Genomic DNA, 24,723 nt, shown 5'->3' with positions numbered 1-24,723 from the left:
ATGCGGTCAGCGTGTCACCAGCACCGGGGCAACCGTCGGCCGCAGGACCCGGTGCGTGATGACGGCGGCAACAGCCCAGGCTGCGCCCATCACGACCATCGGGAAAGCATGGCCCGACTCCTCGTCGAACAGGGCGAACATGGACAGGTTGACCACCGTGTGAGCGACGGTCGCGACGGCGAGGTTGGTCCCGCGTGCGGACTGGAGGACGGCGCCGAGTACGACGGACAGCGAGATCGTCATCACCAGGAACGCGCCCATGAAGACCGGCCCGTTCGCGAACCCACCGACGTGCCATACGCCCCACAGGACACCGACGGTCAGCGACGAGCGCAGTACGCCGTACCGGGTCTGCAAATACGGCTGGAGGTACGCGCGCCAGCCGAGCTCCTCGCCGGCCGAGCCGATCAGCATCGTCAGGGTCAGTGCCCAGAGCGGGTACTTCTGCTGGTCGAAGTGCAGCGGCTGCCCGGCGACGACGTGGACGACGACCGACACGGCCATCGCCGCGACGACGATCCCGGCGACCAGCGCGGACTTGCGCGCGACCACTTCGACCGGCGTGAAGCGAGCCCCCACGCGCGTCGTACGGCGGAAGAGCACGAACATCAGCCCGACCCCGAGCGCCGGCGCGAACTGCACCAGCTCGAGCAGGTCCGGATTCGGTCCGATGCCGCCCTGGAGCGCGATCAGCAGGCCCGAGAACAGCAGCGTGGCGACGTAGAAGACGGCTACGCGCAGGAACATGTCACTCCTCGATCAGGTACGGCGCGAGCAGCAGGTCGAGCTGGTCGCGCAGGAAGTCGGTCAACGAGCCCCAGCCGTTCACGGCCCAGACCTGCAGGGCACCGTTGAAGCAGACCAGGGTGAGGCGGGCCAGCGCGTCGACATCGGCCGAGGGCTTCAGCTCGCCGGCGGTCTGGGCAGCGCGGAACAGCCGCGCGGTGGTGTCGACGATCGCGGCCGAGTGCGCCAATGCGTGCTCGCGGAACTCGGGATCGGCGACGTCGAGCTGGACAAACCCCAGCCCGTTGCCGAGCTCCTCGCGCCGCTCGATGTGGGCGACACTCGACAGCGCGAAGTCGCGCAGCGCGGCCATCGGCGAGGTGTTGCGCGCCTCGGCCTGCTCGGCCGCCCGGATCACCATCAGCGGGGACCGGGCCGCGGAGGCGAGCAGCAGCCCGCGCTTGGACCCGAACCGCTGGATCAGGGTCGGCGCCGCCAGTCCGACCCGTGCGCCGACGGCGGCCAGGGTGAGCTTCACCGGGCCCAGTTCGGCCAGTACGACGCGCGTCGCGTCCAGGATCGTGTCGTCGTCGATCAGGCGTGGGCGGGCCACGGCGTACCCCCTCGGTCGTTTATAAATGGCCGTTCACTAACTCGGAAGACAGTAACAGATCGCTGCCCGATCAGTTATTCGTGAACGACGGCCGACCTCCGCCTGTGGTTAGGGTCTGTGCCGGTCGGTCCTCCGCCCTGGACCTGACAAGTCGTCAACGGGAGCCCCACTCATGCGCCGCTTCGCCCGCACCGCCCTTGGTCTGCCACTCGCCCTGGCGGGGGTGGTGGTCACGCTTGCCGGGGCCGCCTCCGCGTTCTGGCTGGTCGGCCCGGACAGCACCGTCGAGACCGGTGAGCAGGCGCTGTCCAGCCGCGGCCTCGCCGTCGCCACTGCACCCGACCTGCTCGACCGGCACGGCTTCACGCTGCACGTGACGGCGTCGAGCGCGCGGCCGGTGTTTGTTGGGGTGGGCCACGATCTGGACGTCAGCAGCTATCTGGGCGGGGCGGCGTACACGCGGGTCGTGCGCTTCGACCTGCCGTCGGAGCTCGGCACGCAGGAGATGAAGGGCGGCTCCGAGCGGCTGAACCCGCCGACCGGGCTGGACTGGTGGGTCGCTGACGCGGGCGGCGCCGGCAAGCAGTCCGCCGCGTGGGAGACGCAGGACGGCGCGTACGACGTGGTGGTGATGAACGCGGACGGTACGCCGGGGGTCGACGCGACCGTGACGTTCGGGGCGGAGCTGAAGGGGCTGTTCGGGATCTGCCTGGTGGTGCTCGGGGTCGGGCTGATCCTGCTGTTCCTGGGGATCTGGCTGGTGATGCCTCGCAAGCGGCGCACCGAGCAGTCCAGTACGCCGGAGACGACGCAGCAGACGATGCCGTACGTCGTACCGACTGTTCCGAGTCGTCCGAGTGCGCCTGCTCCGGTGGTTCCGCCAGTTCCGGTTCCGCCGGCGCCGGTGGCTGAGGAGCCTCGGCCCGAGCCTGTCGACGAGCCCGAGGAGGAGCCCGCGCCGCGCCCGGCTCCCGTGCCGGGGATGCCGCCGCAGTACCAGGCGCCGGCGTACTCGCCGCCGCGGGTGAAGCGGGTGGCGTCGGCGCTGACCGGCGGCATTATGTTGCTGACGGCAACCGGTTGTGTCGCCGTACCGGAGGAGAACACCAGCACCGGGCCGGTCACCCGGGCGGCTGTGACCGTGGCGGACGGGCTGGCCGTCGTACAGAAGTACAACGCGCTGAACAACCAGGCCAACCAGGCGCGCGACCCCAAGCTGTCCGAGGCGATCGAGGCTGATCCGACGCTCGCGATGACCCGCGCCGGGTACCAGATCGGCCGGAAGACCGACGAGGCCGGCAAGGACAAGGTCAAGCCGTTCACGTACACCGAACCGGTGGTCGGCGCGCCGCAGTACGGGGCGTACCCGATGCGCTTCGTCGTCGCGTCGGGCGTTTCGACCAGCCCCGACAGCAAGCAGCTCGGCGTTTGGGAGCGCACGACCGCGGGCGATCCGTGGGTGCTCAAGTACTCGGTCTACCCGAGCGCGACCGTCAAACTCCCGGCGCTCGAGGGCCTCCGAGCCCCCACCAAGACCGACATGAACAAACTCGCCAGCCTCCCGCAATCAGCAGCCGCGAACCTGGCCGCCTATCTCTCCGGCGGCCCGACGTCCCCCAAGGCGAGCCTTTTCACACCGTCCCCCGGCACCGTCACCCTCCTCAACCAGCGCGCCAAGGACAAGATCGACGACGCCAAGAAGCCCTACATCGCCACGGCCACCGACACCTTCCGCCCGTCCGCCGACCCCCTCACCTTCATCACCGCCGACGGCCACGCACTGGTCTTCCTCGCCCTCACCGAGCAGTACCTCCAACACGTAGAGCCCGGCTCCAACGCGTACTGGACCAGCGGACCCCCGACAGCATTCAGCAGCTACGTGAAGTACACCCAAACCCTCCACCAGGACTACCTCCACCAGTTGGCGGTCGTCATCCCGCCCAAGGGCCAAGGAAAACTCCAAATCCTCTCCCTCGACGGCCAACTAGTAGGAGCCGGCGGCAGCTGATCCAGCCTCACCAAGACCTCCCATCCCGCCGGGTGCGAGGTCTTGTGACGTCCACGCCGCAGGACCAGGGTGTGGGGATGGGTGGGAGATGGATCTGTTGTGTGGTGGGACTGGTACTAGCAGCTGGGGGCTGCGCGACCGAAGGGGAGAAGGAGGGCGCGCACATCGCGCCCGTCGCGGGGGCGGTGAGCCAAGCGCCGGCGAGCACGCCGACGGCCGAGCCGACGAGCACACCGACGGCGGTGCCGACCACGCCGCTGGCGACAACCGTGGTGAAGCCGGTGACCGTACGCCGGTTGGTGGTGGTGACGCGGGCAGTCGCGTTCAAGCGGGTGACCAAGCAGGACGCGTCGCTCGAGGTCGGGACGCGGGAGGTCACCAAACGCGGGCGGGCCGGCGTACAGCGCCTCACGTACGAGGTGACGATCACCGATGGCGTGCAGGTGGGCAAGCGGCTGGTCCGGCAGGTGGTGACGCGGAAGCCGGTCAGCGAGGTGACCTCGGTCGGGACCAAGGCCGTTGTCGTCGAGGAGGAGAGCGGTTGCGACTCCAACTACAGCGGCTGCGTGCCGATCGCGAGTGACGTCGACTGCGCAGGCGGCAGTGGCAACGGACCGGAGTACGTCGAGGGGCCGGTGGACGTACTCGGGTCCGATGTCTACGGGCTCGACGCGGACGACGACGGCGTGGGGTGCGAGGACAACTAGCGCAGTTCGGCGGTGAGGGTGGCGCCGTGGAGGTGGTGGGTGGTGAAGGTTAGGCGGGTGCCTAGGAGGGTGTGGGAGACGCGGACCGCGGGGTTGGCCACCGCCAGCGTCAGCCAGCGGGCGGGGAGCGTCAGGGTGATGGTGGCGCGGGTGAAGGTGGGGTCGGAGACGGCGACGGTGAGGTGACGGCCGGTAGTGCGGGTGAGGGTGGAGGCGGGGCCGTCGATGATCAGGCCGGGGAGTAGGTGCGGGCCGGAGGTGAAGGTGTTGGCGGCGGTGAGGGTTCCGGACTGGATGGCTTGAGCTCGGGTTGTGTTGGTGAGGATTCGGGGCGGGCGGTGGGTGGCCAGTTGCGAGCGTGAGGCGTTGGGGAGCAGGGAGTAGGCGTGGGAGCTGAGAGCGCCTGCCGCGTGGTCGAGGGTGAGGGAGAAGACGTTGCGGGTGACCGCGGTGTCCGGGTTCGACGTACGGATGACTCGGCGGCTGCGGGTGACCTGGTCGAGACCGACCCGAGCTCGGCCGCCGGCGTGGAAGTAGTAGCCGACCGACTGGGCGCCGTTGGAGTAGTGGAGCCAGCGGAGGTCGGCGGTGCCTGCGCCTGACCAGCGGCGGCCGTTGCGGAGGACGCCTTCGACAACAGGGGCGGCAACCGACGGACGGGCGTCGAGAGTAGTCGTCGCCGCGCGCGACGCATCGCCGGCACCAGCAGCCAGTACGACGATCTCATCGTCCAGCAGGAACCACGACTTCGTCGCCGAAGCGTTGCGGTAGACAACGAAATCGTCGGGCAGCTCGGCCCGGTGCGCGTAGGCGTAGTCGTCGGACTGCACCCACCCGACCGCGCCGAACGCGTCGAGCGTCGCGCCGCCGGAGTGCCGGTTGGTGCCGACAGGGAAGTACACGTACGTGTTCTGCGACTCCGACGACGCGGTGAAGTTCAGCGGGTGCGTCGGGTTGTCGTAGTACGCCGTCCCGTACAGCGCCGGGATCGACTGCCGGGTCTCGACCGGGGCGGTCACCCCCGCCAGCCCGTACGGCGAAACGGTGGTGAGGTAGTCGACGCCATAAGCCTGCGTCTGGTCCTGCCCGGCCAGGTAGAGGTAGTACGCGCCGTCCCCCTGGAACCACGGCAGCAGGTTCTCGCCGCTCATGTACTCGTACTTGCTGATCCGCTCCGAGTTCCGCGCCAGCGCGAACGCGTAGCCGGGCCGCCGGTGCACGGTCTTGTCCATCGCGTTGAACGCCACCGACGACGCCGCCGGGTTCAGATCCGCGGCGACGATCGAGGAGTCCGCGACGATCTCCGCCAGCCGCGCGACGCTGACCGGCGAGACGAAGCTGTTCGGGTTCAGCGTCGGCCGCGCGGTGAATTTCACGTACGACCGCAGCCGCGCCGCATCAGCAGCGGACGCGTAGTCCGCGAGGTCGACGACCGCCTCGATCACGACCGCCACGTCGTCGTACCCGGTGCCCGGCCGCGAGACCGCGCGCCCCTTGACGATCTCCATCATCCAGCCCTCGAAGATCAGCGGCGCGAACCCGGTCTCGACCCAGCCCTGCACCACCTTCACGAGGTCGTCGCTGGTCGCGTACGCCGTACCGTCGAGCAGCTTGACGGTCTGGACGACGCGACTGAGCAGGCCCTTGCCGTACGAGCCGGTGTACGCGACCGAGCTGTGCTGGATGAACGAGCCGTCGGCGTAGTACCCGTCGGTGACGCCGTGCCGCAGGTCGTACGGATCGATCGTCGCGAAGACCGTGAACTGGTCCTGCAGGGCCTTGCGGATCCGCGCGTCGTCGCCGAGCAGCGCGCCCTGGACGATCCGGTTGGTGGTGATGTCGGCGAGGTTCGCGCCGGTGTGGAAGCGCGAGTCGAGGTTCACGTCGCCGTTGGTGCCGTTGCGCAGGTACGCGTCCATCGAGGTGACGTACGTCGTCACCAGGTCGCGCGGCGCGTCGAGCAGCGCGAGCGTCTTGCCGACGAAGCCGGAGATGCCGATCTCCCAGGTGAACCAGTTGCCGTAGTACCCCTTCGACTGGTCGCCGTAGTAGTTCGCGTGCAGCCAGGTCAGCTTCTCGAGCACCTTGGCCCGGACGGCGGCGTTGCCCTGGAGATCGGAGGCCGGGCCAGGACGTCGTACGGCGAGCGCGATCTCGTAGAGGTGCTGGTACGACGCGCTGAGGTTCGGGTCGCTGGTCCCGAGCGGAAGCCCGGCGAAGGCCTCGGTCGCACCGGCGCGATCCATCGCCGCGAGCCAGGTGCGCGCGGTCTGGTCGAGCGCGGCGAGCTTGGCGGCGACCTCCGGGCGCGCGTTGGACTCGGCGGTCCCGGTGAAGATGCCGGCCAGGTTGGCCAGCAACTGCTCGGGACCGGCAACTGCTCCTGAAGCAGACAAACCGGCCGCTGACGCCGGCGCGGGATGCACCGCGGTCAGCAGGGCGGCGGCGGGGACGAACGACAGCAGGCGGCGACGACTGAGCTCCACAGCAACTCCCGGGCGAAAGGGAAGAACCTCACGGCCCGAGTCAACCAGCCGAAACTATCTTCCGGCAACCGTTTACCGCCGATTTCCCGCCGCCGTCTCGAAGTCGCGGAAAAAGGGAGGGCGCGGAACAGATCGGTGGGCGGCGCGGTTGGTGGTGAGCGATGTCCGGCGCGCGGCGCCGGCGACGAGCGGAAGGCGGGACAGGCAAGTGGCCGAGGTGCTGGTGGTCGGGGGTAGCGGGGGACTGGGCTTGGCAGTGGCCCGGAAGTACGCGGCGCAGGGCGACTCCGTGGTGGTGACGAGCCGGACCAAGACCGGGGCCGACGAGGCTGCCGCGTTGGTCGGCGGCTCGACGCGTGGGCTCGCGGTCGATCTGTCGCAGCCGGCAACGATCGAGGAGGCGCTGGGCGAGATCACCGCGGTCGATCACCTGGTCGTGACGGCGATCGCGCAGAGCGGGAACACGATCGCCGGGTTCGACCTCGAGGACGCGGTGACGGCGGCGACGGTGAAGCTCGTCGGGTACGCCGAGACCGTGCGCGTGCTGGCGAGCCGGTTCAACCCCGGCGCGTCCGTGGTACTGCTCGGTGGTCTGGCGAAGGACCGGCCCTACCCGGGGTCGACGATGGTGACGGCGACCAACGGCGGCGTCTCCGCGCTCGCGCGGACGATGGCAGTCGAGCTCGCGCCGGTGCGCGTCAACGTGCTGCACCCGGGCGTTGTCGGCGACAGCCCGAAGTGGGAGGGCTCCGACCTCGCCCACGTGGTCAACCGCACGCCGATCGGCCGCACGGTGACCGTCGACGAGGTCGTCGACGCCGTCGACTTCCTGCTCCGCAACGGCGCCGTCAACGCCGTCGACCTCGAGCTCGACGGCGGCACCCGGGTCCTTTGATCAGGGAGCAGCTACGACGGCGCGCTGCGGTCTGCCGCTGAACACTGCCAGCGCACTGACGATGTCGGCGACGAAGACGAGATGCAGCAGCGTGTTCACCACGCCGTACCGCGGGCTGACCGCACGCTGCCGCATCATCAGCGCCAAGCACGTCACGCCGTAGATCGAGGTCGGCAGCAGCATCAGGTACGTGCCGATCACCGTCGGGAAGAGACCGGCCGACGTGAAGGCGGCGACGAACGCGATGCCGGATGCGCCCATGAGGAGGATGGCCCCGCGGGTGACGGCGATCGGCAGCAGTGTCAGGCCGAGCACGAGGACCGCGCTGAGCACGAAGTTCTGCACGAACAGCGGGATCAGTACGAGCTTGACCGTCCTGGCCGACCGGCGAAGCGTGTCGAGATCGCCGGCCAGGAACTGCCGCACGGCGGTCCGGAACGTCACCAGCGGCACGAACGGAAGCACCACGAGCAGCACGAACTCCGCGGGTGGCACGCAGGCGAGCCAGAAGATCGCGGAGGTGAAGAAGGTCCCCGCCGGATCGAACAGGTAGAGGACGGCGACGAGGATCAGCCACACCGTCGCGAGCGCGGAGCCCACGGCGAGCACGCCGATCATCAAGTTCTTCGACCAGGCTCTGGGCTCGCGGGCGACGCCGAGAAGATGCGTGGCCATCTCGACCACGACGATCGAGCTGAGCACGTCGACGACGAACAGGAAATGCAGCGCGACATTGACGCCGAAGAACAGCGGCCCGACCCGCTCGTCCTTGCGCAGCACCACCAAACAGCCCACGCCGTACGCCGATGTCGGCAGCAACGCCAGATAAGTCAGTACGACGAACAGCAGCGCCACCACGAACCCGTCGAGCCCGAGCCGATCGCGGTCGTCGGCACCCTGGATCACCACCGCGCCGGCCAGTGCGACGAAGTTCAGCAGGAAGAACGGGATCGCGACGAGCTTCACGAAATCCGCCCCGCGCTGCAGAGCATCGAGCTCGCGACGTCGCGTCAGCCGGACCGCGTCGGCGACGACGAGCATCCCGAGCAGAAGATGGCCCGCCAGCCAGACGCCGAGCACGGCGTACGCGATGCCGAGGTCGCTCGCTTCGTCGATCCGGAACGGGTGCTTCAGCACGATGCCCGCGGCCACGCCCGCGGTCAGCAGCGTGCCCACGGCGAACCATCCGCCGAGCATCCTGGCCATCACCGGTGTCATCTTCTCGCCCCCCTGTCGGAGACAGTTTCGTCGCGGCGCGGGTCACCGGCCGACGACGCTCCAACAGGCCGAATGCCGGTTGTTGCCCGGGGCTACCCGCTCTGGGAGCGGTCAAACCCGGTGGTCAGTTGATGTTCGAATAGGCCGTGTCGCGGCCACTTCAAAAGCGAAAAGGCGCCTTCCGGATTCGGAGAGCGCCTTTGCTGCTGGTCAGGACATGAGCCCTGGGATGGAGCGGGTGACGGGAATCGAACCCGCACTGTCAGCTTGGGAAGCTGATGTTCTGCCATTGAACTACACCCGCACGCCTGCAACGCGAAGGATCATACCTGGTTCCCCCGACCGTTTGCACGGGGGGTGCGAAGGGCAGTTTTCCACAAAGCCGTGCCCAAGGGCTGGGCAGAGCGCCCGAACTCTGGCAGATTAGAACGCGTTGCCGGGGGCAACAATGGACGCAACGTGAGGATGCGGTCCTGACCTGGACCGGACAAGATGGTTGCGGGGCAACTGCAAAGAAGGGGTGAAGAGGTGGCAACTGACACTAACGACGCACTGGACAACCTGGAACGGGAGCTCGTCACGATGGCGCGCCGGCTGCGAGGTCTGCAGCGGACGCTGTCCGACGAGGCACACCCGGACCTGGAGCCGGCCCAGTACGCGTTGCTGAACCACGTCGAGGAACTGGCACCGGTGCGGATGGCCGACCTGGTGGCAGCACTCGAGGTGGACAAGGGTCCGGTCAGCCGGGCCTGCGCACGTCTGGAGGAGGAAGGTCTGCTCAAGCGAGCGGCGGACAAGTCCGACGCCCGCGCGACGCTGCTCACGCTGACCGCGAACGGCAAGCGCAAGCTCGCCGCGGCCCGCAAGAAGCGGCACAAGGTGATCGAGGACCTGCTCAAGGACTGGTCCCCGACGCAGGTGAAGACCTTCGCCAACCAGGTCTCGAAGTTCAACAAGCTGGCCTGACGAAGGTCGGAGTCGCCGCGGCGCACCAGTCGCGGCGGAGGATGTTGCCGACGGCCCGTTCGGGTGCCGTGTTCCGGAGAGCTGAGGGGTCCGGACCGGGGTCACCCGAGTCGACGGGGAGCGACCAGGGCCGTCTGTAAGGTGTTCTGAGTGGCGCGTGGGCGGTCCGGCCTGCCCTCTGGAGGCTGGGCTGCGCTACTGTGCCTGCGTGCTGCTCTCCGACCGCGACATCCTGGCCGAGCTCGACGCCAAGCGGGTCCAGCTGGACCCGTTCGACGCTGCGATGGTCCAGCCGTCCAGCGTCGACGTACGCCTGGACCGCTACTTCCGGGTCTTCGAGAACCACAAGTACCCGCACATCGACCCGGCCGAGGAACAGCCCGACCTGACCCGCACGGTCGAGCCGCTGGGCGAGGAGCCGTTCATCCTGCACCCGGGCGAGTTCGTGCTCGGGTCGACGTACGAGCTGGTCACGTTGCCGGACGACGTCGCGGCGCGGCTCGAGGGCAAGTCCTCGCTGGGCCGCCTCGGCCTGCTGACGCACTCGACCGCCGGGTTCATCGACCCGGGCTTCTCCGGGCACGTGACGCTGGAGCTGTCGAACGTCGCGACGCTGCCGATCAAGCTCTGGCCGGGAATGAAGATCGGCCAGCTGTGCTTCTTCCGGCTGTCGTCACCCGCCGAGCACCCGTACGGTTCCGCGAAGTACGGCTCGCGCTACCAGGGACAGCGCGGACCGACCCCGTCGCGTTCGCACCTGAACTTCCACCGCACCGACGTCTGAGCGGTACGACGAGGGCCCGGCGCGGATTCCGCGCCGGGCCCTCGTGCTGTTCGTCGAGTGGTCAGCCGACAGCCTTCTGGACGACCAGGACCTTCTCGGTGTTGCTCGGGGCCTTGTTGCCCGGGTCCTGCAGGTAGACGCTGCCGTACTTCGACACCGCCGCCGGCGACTTCGGCTCGCCGTACAGGAGTGTCGTGTCGCCCCAGCCGCCGAGGTTGCCGTTGCCGTACGACGAGGGCGCGTCGCTGGGCGTCGTGCTCTCGCCCGGCGTGCTGCCCTCGCTCGGCGTCGCCGAGGGCTTCGGCACGTCCTGGCCGGTCTTGGCGTCGAGCAGGATCGCCTGCTCGTCGGCCGACCCGTAGACCAGGCCGTTGTAGATCGCGGTGACCGTCGGCACGAGCCGGTTGGCCGACTCGTCGTACTTCCAGGCGATGTTCCCGGTCGCGTCGTCGAAGCCGACGATCCCCTCCTGGTCGCCGATCGACGCGTTGCACACCACCGAGGCCACGTGGTCGGAGAAGCACCCCGCGCCGCCGCCCTGGTCCTTGGAGTTCGGCTGCTTGGACTCCACGACCTCGCCGGTCGCGATGTCGACCGCGTAGTACGCGTTCACGTAGTGGTGCTCGTACTTGGTGTCCTGCACGTACCCGGTGCCGCTGAAGTAGGCGTGCTTGCCGCCTGATCCGGCGGGGTTCAGGTAGTTCATCGTCGGGACCGGCACGGTCTTCTTGACCGTCCCGCTGACGGCGTCGACCTGGACGATCGCGTTGTCCTTGACGCCTTCGCCGCCCTGGCCCTTGAGACCGACGACAGTCCCGTTCAGGACGCCGGCCGCGCGCACCCCCGGGATCGTGCTCGCCTTCTTCGTGACCGGGTCGGCGAACACGGTGAACTGCCAGATCTTCGCCGACCGGTCCGGCGACGACACCGTCACGCCGATCGCGATCTGCCCGGTCGCCACGTCGTACGCCGGCGCGTAGAGCGCCTTGCCGCTGTTGCCCGGTCCGAGCAGCGTGGACAGGTCGGCGACGACGTTCACGAGCACGTCACCCTGGGACGGGTCGATCCACTGGAAGCTCACCTGACCGTGCGACTTCTGCGTCCCGCTGCCCTGCACGATCTGCGTGTACGCCGTGGCGACGACCTCCTTGCCGTTCAGCTGCACGGCGATCGGCGCGATGAAGTCGTTGGTCGTCGTGGTCGGTTCGGTGGCCGCCGGGACCTCCCAGCTGTTCGCGCTCAGGGTGCGCGCGGTCAGGCCGCTGCGCAGCGCGTACAGCGAGGCCTCGCCGACCATGCCGGCCTCGATGTTGAACAGGTTGGACTCACCGGTGTTGCCCTCCGCCAGCGCCGACACCGGCGCGAACGCCTTGGGCGGGTCGAAGGACGCCAGGTCCGGCCCGGCCGGCGTCGACGAGGCCGACGGCGAGCCGTCACTCGAGGAGGGCTGGTCGGTCGCCTTGTCGTCACCCCCGCTGCAGCCGGCGAGCAGGGTGGCGGCAACAGTTGCCAGAATCAACGGACGCAGCATGCGCTTGTCTCCCACGAGGTTCAGCCGATCGCTTTCAGGACCTGGAGGTTGCCGATGACGTCGTCGGTCGAGATGTCGGCCTCCCGCAGGTAGACGCCGCCGTACTCGGAGACGCCGACCGGGGAGAGCAGCTCGTAGTCGGGGGTGGCGGGCACCGGGCCGCCGCCGGGAGTGGGGGACGGCGTGCTGCTGTCGGACGGCGTACTGACCTCGCCGGGCGTGATGTCGTCGGTCGGCATCGAACCCTCGGACGGGGTCGTGCTCGCGCCGGGGGTGGCGGACGTGGTCGGCGTCGGGGCCGGCACGTCCTGGCCGGTCAGCGCGTTGACCAGGATCGGCTTCTGCTGGACGGTGCCGTAGACCATCCCGTGGAAGGCCGCGGTCACGAGCGGTACGACGCGGCCGGGGCTCTTCGCCGTGTAGCCCCACAGCTTCTTGCCGGTGGTGTCGTCGAAGCCGACGATCTCGTCCTCGGACGCGCCCGGGTCCGTGCTGCAGACGACCGTCTTCTGGCTGTCGCCGTGGCAGGTGTAGCCGAACAGGTACCGGGTTTCCTTCACCGCGGACTTGCTCTGGACGATGGTGCCGGTGGCCGGGTCGACCGCGTAGATGCTGCCCACGTAGGCACCGGTGCCGTAGGAGCCGAGGCCCTTGGTGTACTTCTGCCCGTACAGGTAGGCGTACTTGCCGCCGATGACGCCGGTCGGTTCGAGGCCTTCCAGCCCGGGCAGCAGCCCGGACTTGGTCACCTTGCCGGTGGCGGCGTCGACGAGGGCGACCGTGCGGTTGGTGTTTTCCTTGCCCTGGGCACCGACCAGGACGCCCTTGCCGATCCCGGCCGGCTTCATGAACGGGATCGAGACGCCCTTCTTGGTGGTCGGGTCGGCGATCACGGTGATGACGCCGGACTTGGCGCCGATCAGGCTGGTCGGCGCGACGCCGACCGCCATCTGGCCGGTGGTCGTGTCGACCGCCAGGCCGGTGAAGCCGCCCGGAAGGCCGCTGTTGACCTCGTCGTCGCCGAGCAGCGGGGTGATGTCGACCATCACCTCGGAGATCGGCTTGCCGTCGGCCGGGTCGAGCCAGCGGAACAGCGCCTGGACGCTGGGCTTCGCCGTACCGCCGCCCTTGATCCGCTGGTAGTACACGACCGCGACGGCCGACTTCCCGTCCAGCTGCACGGCGGCCGGCTGGGTGGCGTCGTTGGTCACGACGCTGTCGTCGGTGGTCTCGGTGGAGCGGGTCTGCCACGGCTTCTCGCCGGTGATGCTCTGCCCCACGGCGCCGCTCAGGCTGTTCGCGACGGCGGTCGTTCCGAGCATCGCGACCTCTGGCATGAACGAGCTCCGGCCCTTCTCCTCGGGCAGTGAGGAGGCGGCCACGGCCTGGAAGGCCTTCGGTGGGTCGTACGCCGTCGGGGCCGGGACGGTCGGTGTGCTGGACGTCTGTCCCGCGCCGTCCTTGGGGGTGTCGGTGGACTTGTCGTCCCCGCCGCTGCACCCGGCCAGCAGTGTGACCGCGGCCGTGGCGGCGAATACCTGACGCAACATCTTTCGTTCTCCCCGAGTCCGGTACCAGGAATCAGCGGAACGCGAGTGTCCCGCCGCGCTCACGGAACGCTAGCAGCGCGACCGGGCCGCCGAAGCCCTCGGACCGGGCCGGGGAGATTGCATGTTCCTGCAAACTTGCTGACACCTCAGCGGACCACGGACAAGCCGGTCCGCCGGTGCCGCGGCTGGGGCTCGAGGCGGTCGGCCAGCCGGCGCAGGACGCCGGCCAGTTCCCGCCGCGGGGCGTTGACGCCGTCGGTGCTGCGCCGGTCGGCGCGGTCCTGCTTGCACAGGGCCCGCCGCTCGGCGTTCCGCAACTGCTCGGCGACCTGGTAGCGCGCGATTTCCTGGTGTTCGGTGATCATCGTGCTTCTCCCCTCACTCGTCCCCGTGGATGCTGGTGGTTTGTTGCCTCAGGCCCGTACGACGCTGATGTCGCCCGAGACCGTGCGGGCCCGCAGGACCAGCGAGCGCTCGCCCTCGGCCGGCTGCTCGCTCGGTTCGAGGTCGCACTGGATCTGGCCGGTGACCGTCTTCAGGTCCAGGTACGTCGGGACGCCGTCCGGTACGCCGATCTGCACGTCGCCGCGGGCGGTCTCGGCCCGGACGCTCGGTCCGTCGGCCAGCTCGACCCGGACGTCACCGGAGCCGGAGGTGGCGACCGAGTGGTCGCGGATCCGCTCGATGGTGATGTCGCCCGAACCGACCTTCACGGTGGTCGGACCGGTCGCGTCGCCGACCCGGACGTCGCCGGACCCGGTGGACAGCCCGAGCTGGCCGTCGGCCTGCTCGATGTCGATCGATCCCGAGCCGGTGTTGGCCCGGACCGCGCCGGCCGCGTGCTCGATCCGGATGTCACCGCTGCCGGTGCCGGCCGCGAGCGTGCCCTCGACCCGCTCGATCCGAATGTCCCCGGAGCCGGTCGACAGCCGGGACTCGCCCAGCGTCGCCCGGGCCGAGATGTCGCCCGAACCGGTCTTGATCCGCGCGGCCAGGACGTCCGGCGTCTGGATCACGACGTGGACCTCGGGTCCGCGCCGCTGGTTCTTCGTGGTCTCGACGACCAGCTCGCTGCCGGACAGCTTGTAGCGCAGGTCGTCCTCGGTCCCGTTCTCGACGTCGATCTGGACCTGGGTCCGGTCGCCGTCGGTCGGCACGATCTCGACCCGGCCGGCGCCGATCTCGATCCGGACCCGGTCGACCTCGCCGGGCTCGCCGATCAACTGCGTGCTGAAGCCGCTCACTGCGCCCACCCCGTGATCCGCTGTCCCGGTCCGCGTCCGCCGCGGCCGTGGTTGTTCCCGCGGTCCCGGCCGCGCTCACGGCGTTCGCCGCGTTCGCCCCGCTCACCGCGTCGTTCTCCGCGCTCGCCGCGCCGTCCGTCGCCGAACACGCCGTCGGGACCGAACGGTCCGTCCGGACCGAGTACGCCGTCGGGGCCGAAGACTCCGTCGGGACCCAGCGGTCCGTCGGGCCCGAGCGGGCCGTCCGGTCCGAAGATCCCACCGCGCGGCGGGCGCGGGGGCCGGGGCGGCCGGGGGCCACCGCGGCGGCCGCGGTCGCCGGTCAGGGCGGTCATTACGGTGCGCATCAGCCACGCGTTCGAGGAGATGCCCTCGCCGTTGGCGGCCTCGTCGACCTTGTTCTTCACCGACATCGGCAGCCGCAGCGTGATCCGCGCGGTCGGCTCGTCGGCGTCCAGAGCGAGGTCGGTCGCTCCGGTGTCGTCGTTGTCGTCATCGTTGTCGTCGTCCAGGTCGTCGTCCGCGCCGGTCAGCTGACTCGGGGCGGGGGTGACGACGAACTCGGGACGGCCGCCGGCCATCCGGAGCTCGACCGATCCGGGGGACAGCTCACGGCTGATCTCCCCGGCGGCGTCGGACAGGGCTGAGATGAGGGCCAGGCGGCCCGCGTCATCCAGCGTGGCTCCGAGGCGTTGTGCCACGGAGCGAGTTTGGTCGTCGGCCAACGCGGTGGCGTTCTCCACGCTACGGCGGACCGACTCGAGGTAGTGGTCAAGTTCCATGACGCAATCATGACGTCAGAGTGACGTCACTGTCAACCCCTCCTGATGTCACTCTGTCGCCAGGGTGATGTCAGGGCAGAATGAAGGCCTGCCAACGAGAGGGGACCAGCGTGTCCAGAGGAGTACTCGTCACCGGTGCGTCACGCGGCGTCGGAGCCACGGTGGCCAAGGTGTTCGCGGCCGCCGGCGACCGGGTCGTGCTGCACTGCCGGGGATCGGTCGACAAGGCCGAGGCGGTCCGCCGCGAGCTGCCCGGCGAGGGGCACGGGGTGGTCGCAGCCGACCTCGGGGACTCGGACGTAATCCCTTCCCTGGTTGAGGAATCGGCCAAGGTTCTCGGTCGGATCGACGTCCTGGTCAACAACGCGGCGCTGTACGTCGAGGAGCCGGTCGCCGGGTCGCGCCGGATCGGCCACCCGATCGCGGAGACGCCGTACGACGAGTGGGTCGCGGCGTGGCGGCGGACGCTCGCGGTCAACCTCGAAGGGGCCGCTCACCTGACCTGGTGCGTCGCGCGGCAGATGATCGACCAGGAGCCCGCCGACGGCGTCCGGCGGGGCGCGATCGTGAACGTCGGATCGCGCGGAGCGTCCCGCGGCGAGCCCGACGTACCGGCGTACGGGGCCTCGAAGGCGGGGCTGCAGGCGTTCGGGCAGTCGATGGCGGTCGCTCTGGCGCCACATGACATCACCGTGACGTCAATCGCGCCCGGATTCATCGGGACGGACATGGTGGCGCAGCGGCTGAACTCCCCGGAGGGCGACAAGCTCCGGGCGCAGAGCCCGTTCAACCGGATCGCCACCGCCGAGGAGGTCGCTGCCGCCGTGCACTGGCTCGCCTCGCCGGACTCGGGCTGGTCCTCAGGCGCCGTCCTCGACTTCAACGGCGCCTCGTACCTGCACTAGGCGAAGGACACCCGGCTCCTCCTCGCGGAGAAGGAGCCGGGTGATCTCAGTTGACGATGTTCTTCTTGGCCGGGGCCTTGATGGAGACCGGGGTGGTGGTCGGGTCCATCGTCATCAGCATGCTGACGCCCTGAAGATTGAACGAGAACCGGCGGGCCATCTTGCCGGCGTCCAGCCACATCGAGTACGGCAGCGTCTTCGGCACGCCGGCCGGGATCTTCTTGCCCTGCGCCTTGAGTACGGCGGCGGTGTCGACGGTGACGTCGTAGCGGTCGAGCTTCACCCCACCGATCGTCTCCGACTTCACGAACTTCACCCCGCGCAGCGCGCCCTTGAACGAATCGAACGTCTTGGTCGGGTCGCCGCTGCCGGCCAGCTCGCTGAACTCGGCCATCGACGGGTCGGAGGCGTCGATCTTGGCGTACTTGCCGGCCGGGGTCGCCCCGGGGATCGACATGTAGAGCGTCTTGCCGACCATGACGATCTTGGCCGTCTTGCCCTGGAACGCCGCGCCGGTCATCGACATCGACATCGCCGGCGGCTTGGTCTGCTGGACGCCGGTGATCGTCATCAGTACCTGCCCGCCGGCGGTCATCTTGCCGGTCGTGCGGTAGCTGGTCTGCTTGGCCAGCGCGGTGTTCATCGCCGGCAGGAACGATGCCCGGTCCAGCCGTACGACGGCAGGTGCCGCGGCGGTCGGCGGTGCCGGCGTACTGGCTGGTGCTTCCGGCGTACTGGTTGTCGTCGTGCTGGACGACGGACTGGCGGCCTTCGGCTCCTCGCCACCACCACAGGCGGCGACCCCCAGAACCAGCGGTACAACGGCGAGCGCGGCAGCCGCTCGTGTACGAACCCTCACAGTGCGTTTCCCCTCCCAGGTGGATCGAACGCCGGATCCTATGGGCTCGGAGCCCCACCTGGGAAGGGAGTTGCAGCTTGTTGCAGGTTCAGTCCTCGCCGCGCTTCACCGAGGCGAGCAGCAGCTGGGCGACGTCCGAGACCTCGACCTCTTCGCGGGCCGAGCCGTCGGCCTGCTTCGCGGTCAGTCCGTCGGACAGCATCACCCGGCAGAACGGGCAGCCGGTGGCGATCTTGTCCGCGCCGGTCTCGACCGCCTCGGTGGTCCGGTTCACGTTGATCCGCGAGCCGGTCTTCTCCTCCATCCACATCCGCGCGCCGCCCGCGCCGCAGCAGAACGACTTGGTCTTGTTGCGCGGCATCTCGGCGTACTCGGCGCCGGGGATGATCTCGAGCAGCTCGCGCGGGGCGTCGTACACCTGGTTGTGCCGACCCAGGTAGCAAGGGTCGTGGTAGGTGATCTTCTGCCCGTTCAGCGTGCTGTCGGCGGGCGCGACCGGGGTCAGCTTCTTCTCCCGGACCAGCCGGTTGAGCAGCTGGGTGTGGTGGATGACGTCGAGCTCGACGCCGAGCTGGGAGTACTCGTTCTTCAGCGTGTTGAAGCAGTGCGCGCAGGTCGAGACGACCTTCTTCGCGCCGGTCTCCTTGAACACCTCGGCGTTCTGCATCGCCAGCTGCTGGAAGACGAACTCGTTGCCCGCGCGCCGGGCCGGGTCACCGGTGCAGGTCTCGCCGTCACCCAGTACGGCGAAGCTCACGCCCGCGATGTTCAGCAGCTCGGCGACGGCCTGCGTGGTCTTCTTCGCGCGGTCCTCGAAGGCACCGGCGCAGCCGACCCAGAACAGGTACTCGACCTCGGCCAGCGTCTCCACGTCGGTGCCGACCTGCTTGACCTCGAACGGCAGGTCCTTGGCCCAGTCCATCCGGCCGGACGGGTTCATGTTCCACGGGTTGCCCTTGTTCTCCAGGCCCTTGAACAGCCCGTTGAGCTCGGACGGGAACGACGACTCGATCAGCACCTGGTAGCGGCGCATGTCCATGATCGCGTCGACGTGCTCGATGTCGACCGGGCACTGCTGCACGCACGCGCCGCACGACGTACAGGCCCACAGAGCCTCCTCGTCGATCACCGCGACGTCGGCCGGACCGACCAGCGGCTTGTCCTGCTCGTCGAGCACCAGCTGGGACAACGACTTGCGGTCGTCCTCGTCGGCCAGCAGGTACGGCGCCTTGGCGTACGCGTGCTCGCGCAGGTTCATCATGATCAGCTTCGGCGACAGCGGCTTCTCGGTGTTCCAGGCCGGGCACTGCGACTGGCAGCGGCCGCACTCGGTACAGGTGGTGAAGTCGAGCAGTCCCTTCCAGGTGAAGTCCTCGACCTTGCCGACGCCGAGCGCGGCGTCCTCGTCGAGCTCCTCGATGTTCTCGAAGTCGATCGGAGCGCCGTTGACCATGATCGGCTGCAGCGCGCCCAGCGACGTACCGCCGTCGGCCTTGCGCTTGAACCAGATGTTCGGCCAGGCGGTGAACCGGTGCCAGGCCACACCCATCGTGACGTTCAGCGAGATGGTGATCATCCACGCGAACGAGATCAGGATCTTGACCATCGCGACCAGGTAGACGGTGTTCTCGAGCGCGTGCTCGGACAGCCCGCCGAACAGTCCGCTGCCGATGAAGAACGTCGACGGGAAGTGGAACTTGTCGCCGGCGCCGAGCTGGAACTCCAGCCCGCGCAGCAGCAGGATGCAGACCAGGACGCCGAGGATCGTGTACTCCACGTAGTACGCCTGCCAGGCGGTCGATCCGAAGAACCGGCTGTAGCGGCCCTTCTCACCCTTCGGCAGGTTCCGCAGCCGGATCGCGATCAGCCCCGCGATGGCGACCAGCCCGGTCCAGGTGAGGAACTCGCTGACCCACTCGAACACGAACCAGTGCCCGATGATCGGCAGCGCGAAGTGCGCGTCGAACAGCTGCCCGAACGCGGTCACCAGGCTGAGGAACAGCCCGATGAACCCGAACGCCACGAACCAGTGCAGCACGCCGATGTGGCTCCACTGCAGCATCCGCGTGTGCAGCAACGACTCCTTGGCCAGCGTCAGCGACCGCTGCCCCGGCCGATCCGTCCGCCGCACCGGCTGCCCGAGCCTGACCACCGACACCATGTGCCCGATCGTCTTCCCGAACAACGCAACTCCGACCGCGGCAACCGCAAGCGAAACAACGATGGCGAAGATCTGCATACCAGCGATGTTATTGGTTGGTTACCGACGAGTCATGTCGATGAGCCCCTCATCACGCCAGCGTGTCCCGTCTCACTTCCTCCGACGGTTGATCTTCACGTCCTCGAGACAGCTGGCAGTAGTCCGCAACCGATGGTGGTCCAGACCAGCCGCCCCCAGCAACTCGAGCGCCACCAGGGCCCCGGTGTCCGCTGCCTCCTGATCAGGAAGCTCAGCCCCCTGCACCACCAAACACCGAACCGTGAACGGCCGCAGCTCCCCGTCGTAACTGAGCGACCCACCCTCGGTGTACTCCGCCACCAACAGATCATGCTCGGCAAGCCCAGCCCGAAGCTTCCCCCGCTGAGCCTCACTCAGGTTCTGGAACTCGCCGCGGGTGACGACCCGGTAGGTGCGGACATCTGAACTCATGTCTCGGACCCTAGTTCGGCGACCTGCCCGAGTGCCTCCGATTTTCACCACAGGCGACGGTCAGCTCAACGCCGGCAGCAACCATCCGCCGACCTCACCAAATTTTCTCTTCTTGTTCTTCTCTGTCTTCTGTTCTTGTCCTTGGTCCTTGTAGTCCTTCTTTCCCTTCTCTTGTACGGCCGAAGGGCCCCAGCCGGTGGATCCGGCTGGGGCCCTTCGGGTTGGTGCTGGGTGTTACTTGGTGCCGAAGACCTGGAGTTCGGTCATGTCGGTGAACTGGCAGCCGCCGAAGGCGCCGTTGGGGCAGTTGGTGGCGAAGTCGGGGACCTGGGGGCTGAGCATCCAGAAGCGGACGTACTGGACGTTCGTGGTCGCCGCGGACGGGGCGAGCTCGGTGTACTTGCCGCGGTTCGCGGCGGTGAACTCACCCTCCTGGGCGGTGGCCCAGGTGGTGCCGTCAGCCGACGTCTCGATCCGGTACTTGCCGGTCGCCGAGCTGCCCGGGTCGCCACAGGTGTTGGACGGGTCGACCGAGAACTTCGACACCGTGACCGCGTTCGGCAGCTTGATGTCGACGTGCTTCGGAATCATCACGCCGGACGGCGTACCCGCGTCGTCGCCGGTGGTGCTGCCCCAGCCGGTGCCCTGGCTGGAGTCGTTCGCGTACGACGGCCCGCACTGCGGGCTGAAGTCCGGACCGTTGAAGTCGACCACGGAGCCGCCGCCGGAGGCCGCCGCCCAGTTGCGCCGCGGCGAGAAGTTCGCCTTGGTGCCACCGGCCGTGACCTTCAGCGCGTTGCCGAGGATCTCGTAGCCCGCACCGGAGACCACGAACTTGCCGTAGGTCCCGGGGAAGACGTTGTCGATCGCGTAGGTGCCGTCGGCCTTGGTGACGGCCGAGTAGTCACCGGCGTACCCGGAGGCGTGACCGCCGATGAAGACCAGCGCGCCGGCGACCGGAGCCTTGGTGTCGGAGTCGGTCACCTTGCCGGTGATCGTCGTGGTGGCACCGGTCGGCGGGATGTGGAAGTCCTCGACCGGGGTGGAGTCGCCGCCGTCCAGGACACCGGCGTACCAGCCCATGCCGCGGTTGGCGAAGACCTGCCAGATGGTCTTGGCGTTCTTGCCGCCGGAGGCGACCAGGTCGGCCTGCACGATCGCGTTGCGCATGTCGAGCATGGTCGGGTCGGCCGCGGACAGCTCCATCGCGCGGGTGATGATGCTCACCGCGTAGGCCCGGCCGAAGCGCTCGCGCAGGTCCCAGAGGGTCTGCGTCCACACCTCACCGGAGGAGTGCACCTCCGGCGCGCCGCCGATGGTCGGGAAGTCGCCGTACGTGTAGCCACCCTGCGAACCGTCGATGCCGACGCAGGCCGCTTCCTTGGCCTTGACCCGGCAGTCGCCCGGCTGGGTGCGGATGGTGCCGCCGGCGGTGTCGTACTTGCCGATCCGCATCTCGCCGTTGGCGGTGGTGTCCTTCTCCAGGTTGTGCGAGGCCAGGTAGTCGAGCGCGTAGAAGTCGCTCCACGCCTCACCCATCGAGCCGGCCTGGATGCTGTTCAGCGTCGAGTTGCCGGTCGCGTCGACGACCAGGCGGTTCGACAGGCCGTGGGTGTACTCGTGGTACAGGATCTCGGCCGAGTTCGACGAGCTGCTCGGCACCGTGGCGTCGTCGCCGGGGCTGCCGAACAGGTACATCTGCATGGTCGGCGGCGTGCCGTCCGGCGGGGTGTTCATGTTCGCGTTGTTGATGTGGTTGGCGTCCGGGCCACCGTTGGCCGCGGTCGCCGCGCCGTCCAGCGCGTTCAGCAGGACCGGGTCGCCGCCGTCGGCGTCGAAGGAGCCAGCCGCCTTGGTGAAGCTGATCGGCGGCTTGGCCAGCCAGTCGTGGAAGTTGCTGGCCAGGTAGAAGCCGTTGGTGACGTCCTGGTTCATGTTCGTCTTCCAGGAGTCCGGCTTGGCCGGGTCCCAGGTGCAGACGAACGCCGCCGAGCACAGCGGGTTGGACTGGAACGGCACCAGCTTGTACTGCGAGGAGGTGGCGGTGCCCGGCGCGTTGACGGTCTCGCCGGCGTTCGGCTGGTTGTCGTCGTTCACGTCGGCGAAGGCGGCGACCGACGTGCCCTCGAGCAGCGTCTTGGCCTTCTTCGGCAGCCACTTGTTGTAGATCAGGTTCTCGGTGCGCTGCGTGCCACCCATCGGCGCGCCGGGGTAGTTGTCCTGCACGAGCGCGTCACCGATGCCCTCGGTGGCCTTGCTCGACAGGTCGCGCCGGTACAGCAGCGCGCCGGTCTGGGCGTCGACCACGTGGGTGTAGATCAGCGATCCACCGGCGTTGGTGTACGTCGCCCAGCCCTTGCGCAGGCCGTCGGCGGTGTGGAACCAGACCTCCTTGGCCCAGTCGCCGTTGCTCCACGTCGTGGTGGTGCCGGCCGCCTTGGCGGTCGCGCTCTTCGCGGTGCCGCCGACGTCCTCGGTCGCGGCGCTGCGGGCGGCGGAGGCGGTCAGCTTGGCGGCCGCCGTACGGGCCTTGGCGAGTCCGACCAGGCCGGCCACGGGCGCACCCTGGACGGAGATCAGCTTGCCGTCCTTGGTGACGTTGGCCTTGACGCCGTTGCCGAACACCTCGAGCCCGTCGACCACCTGGACCCAGGAGATGTGGTGGGTGCCGAGGTCGTCGACGTAGTCCTTCCGGAGCTTGAGGGTGCCCAGGTCGGAGTCGGTCAGCTTGAAGACCTCGGGGTGCGCCTTGATGTAGTCCAGCGCGACCTGGGTGGCCTTCTTCGAGCTCGCGGCGGTGAGGAAGCCGTTGAGCTTGGTCACCTGCGAGGGGGTCCCGGTGTTCTCGTCGATGCCGACGATGCCCTGGGCGCCGAGGGAGTCGCGGAACTTCTCCGCTGCCGCGGTGTCCTTGCCGACCACCTTCGCGGCGCGGGCGTAGCTCGCGCGGGCGCTCGGCGTCCGGGCGTCGAAGTTGCCCTTGCGCTCCTTCGAGGTCACCGACGGGCTGTGCTCGTCGCCGTTCGGGGTCGCGGCGGTGGCGGCCGAAGCCCCGCCGCCGGCGGCTACGGCCAGTAGGGCGGTCGCGGACACGGCAGAGACTGCCAGGAGCCCCCGCCCTTTGCCTGAAACTTTCACAAACGCTCCATGAAGTTGTGTGCGCGAGTCGCCCTCCACGACCCGTCCGGGCCGACACTAAGCCTGCGTCGGGCCCGGCGGAAGAGAATTGGGCACAAATATGTCTAGACGAGGGTTGTCCTTCGTGCACGGTGCAGAACTGCCAGTGACAGCACAATGGTCGCACTGAGCAACGACGCGAACGCGAGCAGTGTCGGACGGCCTGGGTGTACGAGGGATTCGCCGCGCTCGGCCTGCCAGGTGACCAGCCAGATCAGGCTCCCGTACGACGCGGCGCCGATCGCGACGAGCGCGGTACGCGGACCTTCGGGCCGCAGTACGGCGTACCGGCGAGCCAGGAGAATGAGGCCCAAGGCAAGCAACGGGATCAGCTGCAACGCGTGCACGCCGAGGAAGTGGCCGATCCGCAGGTCGCCGCCCTCGGTGCTCCAGCCGGTGATCGGCATACCCGGCCCGCCGTCCTCGACGCCGACCGAGTGGGAGCCGAAGAAGTCCTCGCGGCCGGTCGTGTCCATCGCGGTCTGCTGGGCCGGCGTCGCGCGGAACATCAGGTTGCCGAGCAGCATGCCGCCGAGCGTCGTACCGAGTGCGAGCCGGATGCTCCAGCGCAGCGCCTTGTCGCCGGGCTTGTCGAACAGCAGTTGGATCGCGACCACCAGGACGGCGGTCCAGATCAGGTAGACGGTTCCGGCCATGATGTCGTGGATCAGCTTGTCCGCCGGCGTCGACATGTTGAAGTGCAACTGCCGGCCGCGAACCACGACCTGGCCGACGATCAGCACCATCTCGGCCGCGACGCCGACCGCGACGACCGTGCCCATCCACCAGCCGAGCCGGCGGGCCTTGGTCTGCAGCGACAGCATCCAGGCGAGCGTCGCGCAGTACAGGGCGAAGCTGATCATGAACTTCAGCGGCTTCATCCAGATCGCGTGGCCGAGCAGGTCGCGGTCGTCGAAGAGGGCGCCGCCGATGCCGACCAGCGTCAGTACGGCGAGCGCGATCGAGACGGCGACGAGCGGTCGGTGCAATCGATGCGGGCTGCTGGGCAGGGCGGGTAGCGTCGGCGGGACGGGCCTCGTGGTGGTCATGGACCGATCGTCGGTTTCGCGCCGTCGTGAGACAGGAGCACCAACTCCCCCCGCGACGGTGGACCTGGACCTACCCTGAGTCCACCCTGATCCAGTGTTGGCCGCCGTACTCCTGGAGGACCCTGGTGCTGCGCTACCCGCTGATCCACCCGCCGCTGCTCGGAGCGTTGGCCCGGGCCGGCCACGGCTCCGTCGTACTGCTTGCTGATGGCAACTACCCGTATGCGACCGCGGTCGCGCCGGGCGTCGAGACGATCTGGCTGAACCTGCGGCCCGGGCAGATCCCGGTCGACGACGTGCTGGAGACGCTGCTCGGCGTCGTACCGGTGGAGGCGGCGCGGGTGATGGCGACCGAGTCCGGCGAGGAGCCGGACGTGTACGGGCGCTTCCGCGAACTGCTGCCCGGTACGCCGTTGCAGCCGTTGCAGCGCGCGGACTTCTACGCGACCGCGCGCGGTCCGGAGCTGGCCGTCGCGGTCGCGACCGGCGAGCAGCGCCTGTACGCGAACATCCTGCTGACGTTGGGCGTCGTCAGCGGCAGCTGACCCCGGTTCCGCCCTTGACAGGGGTTCA

General features: G+C 68.8%; 21 protein-coding genes and 1 tRNA gene. 7 read left to right on the top strand and 15 right to left on the bottom strand.

Annotation, left to right across the window (positions count from 1 at the left end; translation table 11 throughout):
* Positions 1–6: 6 nt before the first annotated feature.
* Together ACYVIO_RS04705 and ACYVIO_RS04700 are read right to left on the bottom strand one after the other, a co-directional pair.
* Positions 7–747, bottom strand: coding sequence for a CPBP family intramembrane glutamic endopeptidase (locus ACYVIO_RS04705; RefSeq protein ID WP_460649391.1), 741 nt, complete (start codon positions 745–747; stop codon positions 7–9).
* 1 nt (position 748) lies between these two features.
* Positions 749–1,339, bottom strand: a complete 591-nt coding sequence (locus ACYVIO_RS04700; protein ID WP_460649390.1) for a TetR/AcrR family transcriptional regulator — start codon at positions 1,337–1,339, stop codon at positions 749–751.
* Between the two features lie 172 nt (positions 1,340–1,511).
* Between ACYVIO_RS04700 and ACYVIO_RS04695 the strand changes: the two genes are divergently transcribed.
* Both ACYVIO_RS04695 and ACYVIO_RS04690 read left to right on the top strand, forming a co-directional pair.
* On the top strand, positions 1,512–3,347 hold the full coding sequence (locus tag ACYVIO_RS04695) for a hypothetical protein (RefSeq protein WP_460649389.1): 1,836 nt from the start codon (positions 1,512–1,514) through the stop codon (positions 3,345–3,347).
* Positions 3,348–3,448: 101 nt separating this feature from the next.
* Entirely contained in the window at positions 3,449–4,054 is a 606-nt protein-coding gene (locus ACYVIO_RS04690; protein WP_460649388.1) for a G5 domain-containing protein, read from the top strand.
* Here ACYVIO_RS04690 and ACYVIO_RS04685 read toward each other — a convergent pair.
* The gene (locus tag ACYVIO_RS04685; protein WP_460649387.1) at positions 4,051–6,540 is read right to left on the bottom strand and encodes a polysaccharide lyase family 8 super-sandwich domain-containing protein; all 2,490 of its coding nucleotides are present in this window, start codon (positions 6,538–6,540) and stop codon (positions 4,051–4,053) included. The genes ACYVIO_RS04690 and ACYVIO_RS04685 overlap by 4 nt on opposite strands.
* Before the next feature lie 208 nt (positions 6,541–6,748).
* On the opposite strand from ACYVIO_RS04685, the gene ACYVIO_RS04680 reads away from it, so the two are divergent.
* Entirely contained in the window at positions 6,749–7,435 is a 687-nt protein-coding gene (locus ACYVIO_RS04680) for an SDR family oxidoreductase (protein WP_460649386.1), read from the top strand.
* On the opposite strand, the gene ACYVIO_RS04675 is transcribed toward ACYVIO_RS04680, so the two are convergent.
* Together ACYVIO_RS04675 and ACYVIO_RS04670 are read right to left on the bottom strand one after the other, a co-directional pair.
* Complete coding sequence (locus tag ACYVIO_RS04675) at positions 7,436–8,653, bottom strand: hypothetical protein (RefSeq protein ID WP_460649385.1); 1,218 nt, start codon at positions 8,651–8,653, stop codon at positions 7,436–7,438. It lies immediately after the preceding gene.
* 230 nt (positions 8,654–8,883) lie between these two features.
* Positions 8,884–8,957, bottom strand: a tRNA-Gly gene (locus tag ACYVIO_RS04670).
* A 224-nt stretch (positions 8,958–9,181) separates the two neighbouring features.
* Between ACYVIO_RS04670 and ACYVIO_RS04665 the strand changes: the two genes are divergently transcribed.
* Together ACYVIO_RS04665 and dcd are read left to right on the top strand one after the other, a co-directional pair.
* Positions 9,182–9,619 carry a MarR family winged helix-turn-helix transcriptional regulator gene (locus tag ACYVIO_RS04665; protein ID WP_337925927.1) on the top strand — a complete coding sequence of 146 codons (438 nt, stop codon included), beginning with the start codon at positions 9,182–9,184 and terminating at the stop codon, positions 9,617–9,619.
* 208 nt (positions 9,620–9,827) lie between these two features.
* Positions 9,828–10,403, top strand: coding sequence for a dCTP deaminase (gene dcd, locus ACYVIO_RS04660; RefSeq protein ID WP_460649384.1), 576 nt, complete (start codon positions 9,828–9,830; stop codon positions 10,401–10,403).
* A gap of 61 nt (positions 10,404–10,464) precedes the next feature.
* Here dcd and ACYVIO_RS04655 read toward each other — a convergent pair whose 3' ends face one another.
* The 5 genes from ACYVIO_RS04655 to ACYVIO_RS04635 all read right to left on the bottom strand — a co-directional run bounded on the left by ACYVIO_RS04655 (position 10,465) and on the right by ACYVIO_RS04635 (position 15,510).
* On the bottom strand, positions 10,465–11,934 hold the full coding sequence (locus ACYVIO_RS04655; protein WP_460649383.1) for a hypothetical protein: 1,470 nt from the start codon (positions 11,932–11,934) through the stop codon (positions 10,465–10,467).
* 20 nt (positions 11,935–11,954) lie between these two features.
* Complete coding sequence (locus ACYVIO_RS04650) at positions 11,955–13,484, bottom strand: hypothetical protein (protein WP_460649382.1); 1,530 nt, start codon at positions 13,482–13,484, stop codon at positions 11,955–11,957.
* Positions 13,485–13,630: 146 nt separating this feature from the next.
* On the bottom strand, positions 13,631–13,849 hold the full coding sequence (locus ACYVIO_RS04645; protein ID WP_460649381.1) for a hypothetical protein: 219 nt from the start codon (positions 13,847–13,849) through the stop codon (positions 13,631–13,633).
* Between the two features lie 48 nt (positions 13,850–13,897).
* Positions 13,898–14,728 (bottom strand): DUF4097 family beta strand repeat-containing protein, encoded by an 831-nt coding sequence (locus ACYVIO_RS04640; protein ID WP_460649380.1) that lies wholly within the window; start codon positions 14,726–14,728, stop codon positions 13,898–13,900.
* Positions 14,725–15,510: a hypothetical protein gene (locus tag ACYVIO_RS04635; RefSeq protein WP_460649379.1), complete on the bottom strand. Its 786-nt coding sequence runs from the start codon at positions 15,508–15,510 to the stop codon at positions 14,725–14,727. Before ACYVIO_RS04635 ends, ACYVIO_RS04640 begins: the two co-directional genes overlap by 4 nt.
* Positions 15,511–15,620: 110 nt before the next feature.
* Between ACYVIO_RS04635 and ACYVIO_RS04630 the strand changes: the two genes are divergently transcribed.
* Entirely contained in the window at positions 15,621–16,415 is a 795-nt protein-coding gene (locus ACYVIO_RS04630) for an SDR family NAD(P)-dependent oxidoreductase (RefSeq protein ID WP_460649378.1), read from the top strand.
* A 46-nt stretch (positions 16,416–16,461) separates the two neighbouring features.
* Here the strand turns inward: ACYVIO_RS04630 and ACYVIO_RS04625 are convergent, their stop codons facing one another.
* The 5 genes from ACYVIO_RS04625 to ACYVIO_RS04605 form a co-directional block, all read right to left on the bottom strand.
* Positions 16,462–17,274: a LolA-like protein gene (locus tag ACYVIO_RS04625; RefSeq protein WP_460649377.1), complete on the bottom strand. Its 813-nt coding sequence runs from the start codon at positions 17,272–17,274 to the stop codon at positions 16,462–16,464.
* Between the two features lie 88 nt (positions 17,275–17,362).
* Positions 17,363–19,513: a (Fe-S)-binding protein gene (locus tag ACYVIO_RS04620; protein ID WP_460649376.1), complete on the bottom strand. Its 2,151-nt coding sequence runs from the start codon at positions 19,511–19,513 to the stop codon at positions 17,363–17,365.
* Between the two features lie 72 nt (positions 19,514–19,585).
* Entirely contained in the window at positions 19,586–19,924 is a 339-nt protein-coding gene (locus ACYVIO_RS04615; RefSeq protein WP_460649375.1) for a DUF6204 family protein, read from the bottom strand.
* A gap of 234 nt (positions 19,925–20,158) precedes the next feature.
* Complete coding sequence (locus ACYVIO_RS04610; protein WP_460649374.1) at positions 20,159–23,017, bottom strand: M36 family metallopeptidase; 2,859 nt, start codon at positions 23,015–23,017, stop codon at positions 20,159–20,161.
* 149 nt (positions 23,018–23,166) lie between these two features.
* Entirely contained in the window at positions 23,167–24,150 is a 984-nt protein-coding gene (locus ACYVIO_RS04605) for a hypothetical protein (RefSeq protein WP_460649373.1), read from the bottom strand.
* 125 nt (positions 24,151–24,275) lie between these two features.
* On the opposite strand from ACYVIO_RS04605, the gene ACYVIO_RS04600 reads away from it, so the two are divergent.
* Positions 24,276–24,695, top strand: coding sequence for an RbsD/FucU family protein (locus ACYVIO_RS04600; protein ID WP_460649372.1), 420 nt, complete (start codon positions 24,276–24,278; stop codon positions 24,693–24,695).
* Positions 24,696–24,723 lie beyond the last annotated feature (28 nt).

The sequence above is a fragment of the Kribbella endophytica genome (genome assembly GCF_054781295.1).
Note: the sequence above shows the minus strand (reverse complement) of the source record. Positions and strands in the feature narration are given on the sequence as shown.

What these genes read in the sequence shown, in the direction of transcription:
- ACYVIO_RS04705 (WP_460649391.1), bottom strand. Translation starts at nt 747, where the DNA reads ATGTTCCTGCGCGTAGCCGTCTTCTACGTCGCCACGCTGCTGTTCTCG.
- ACYVIO_RS04695 (WP_460649389.1), top strand. Translation starts at nt 1,512, where the DNA reads ATGCGCCGCTTCGCCCGCACCGCCCTTGGTCTGCCACTCGCCCTGGCG.
- ACYVIO_RS04675 (WP_460649385.1), bottom strand. Translation starts at nt 8,653, where the DNA reads ATGACACCGGTGATGGCCAGGATGCTCGGCGGATGGTTCGCCGTGGGC.
- ACYVIO_RS04655 (WP_460649383.1), bottom strand. Translation starts at nt 11,934, where the DNA reads ATGCTGCGTCCGTTGATTCTGGCAACTGTTGCCGCCACCCTGCTCGCC.
- ACYVIO_RS04650 (WP_460649382.1), bottom strand. Translation starts at nt 13,484, where the DNA reads ATGTTGCGTCAGGTATTCGCCGCCACGGCCGCGGTCACACTGCTGGCC.
- ACYVIO_RS04645 (WP_460649381.1), bottom strand. Translation starts at nt 13,849, where the DNA reads ATGATCACCGAACACCAGGAAATCGCGCGCTACCAGGTCGCCGAGCAG.
- ACYVIO_RS04635 (WP_460649379.1), bottom strand. Translation starts at nt 15,510, where the DNA reads ATGGAACTTGACCACTACCTCGAGTCGGTCCGCCGTAGCGTGGAGAAC.
- ACYVIO_RS04620 (WP_460649376.1), bottom strand. Translation starts at nt 19,513, where the DNA reads ATGCAGATCTTCGCCATCGTTGTTTCGCTTGCGGTTGCCGCGGTCGGA.
- ACYVIO_RS04615 (WP_460649375.1), bottom strand. Translation starts at nt 19,924, where the DNA reads ATGAGTTCAGATGTCCGCACCTACCGGGTCGTCACCCGCGGCGAGTTC.
- ACYVIO_RS04605 (WP_460649373.1), bottom strand. Translation starts at nt 24,150, where the DNA reads ATGACCACCACGAGGCCCGTCCCGCCGACGCTACCCGCCCTGCCCAGC.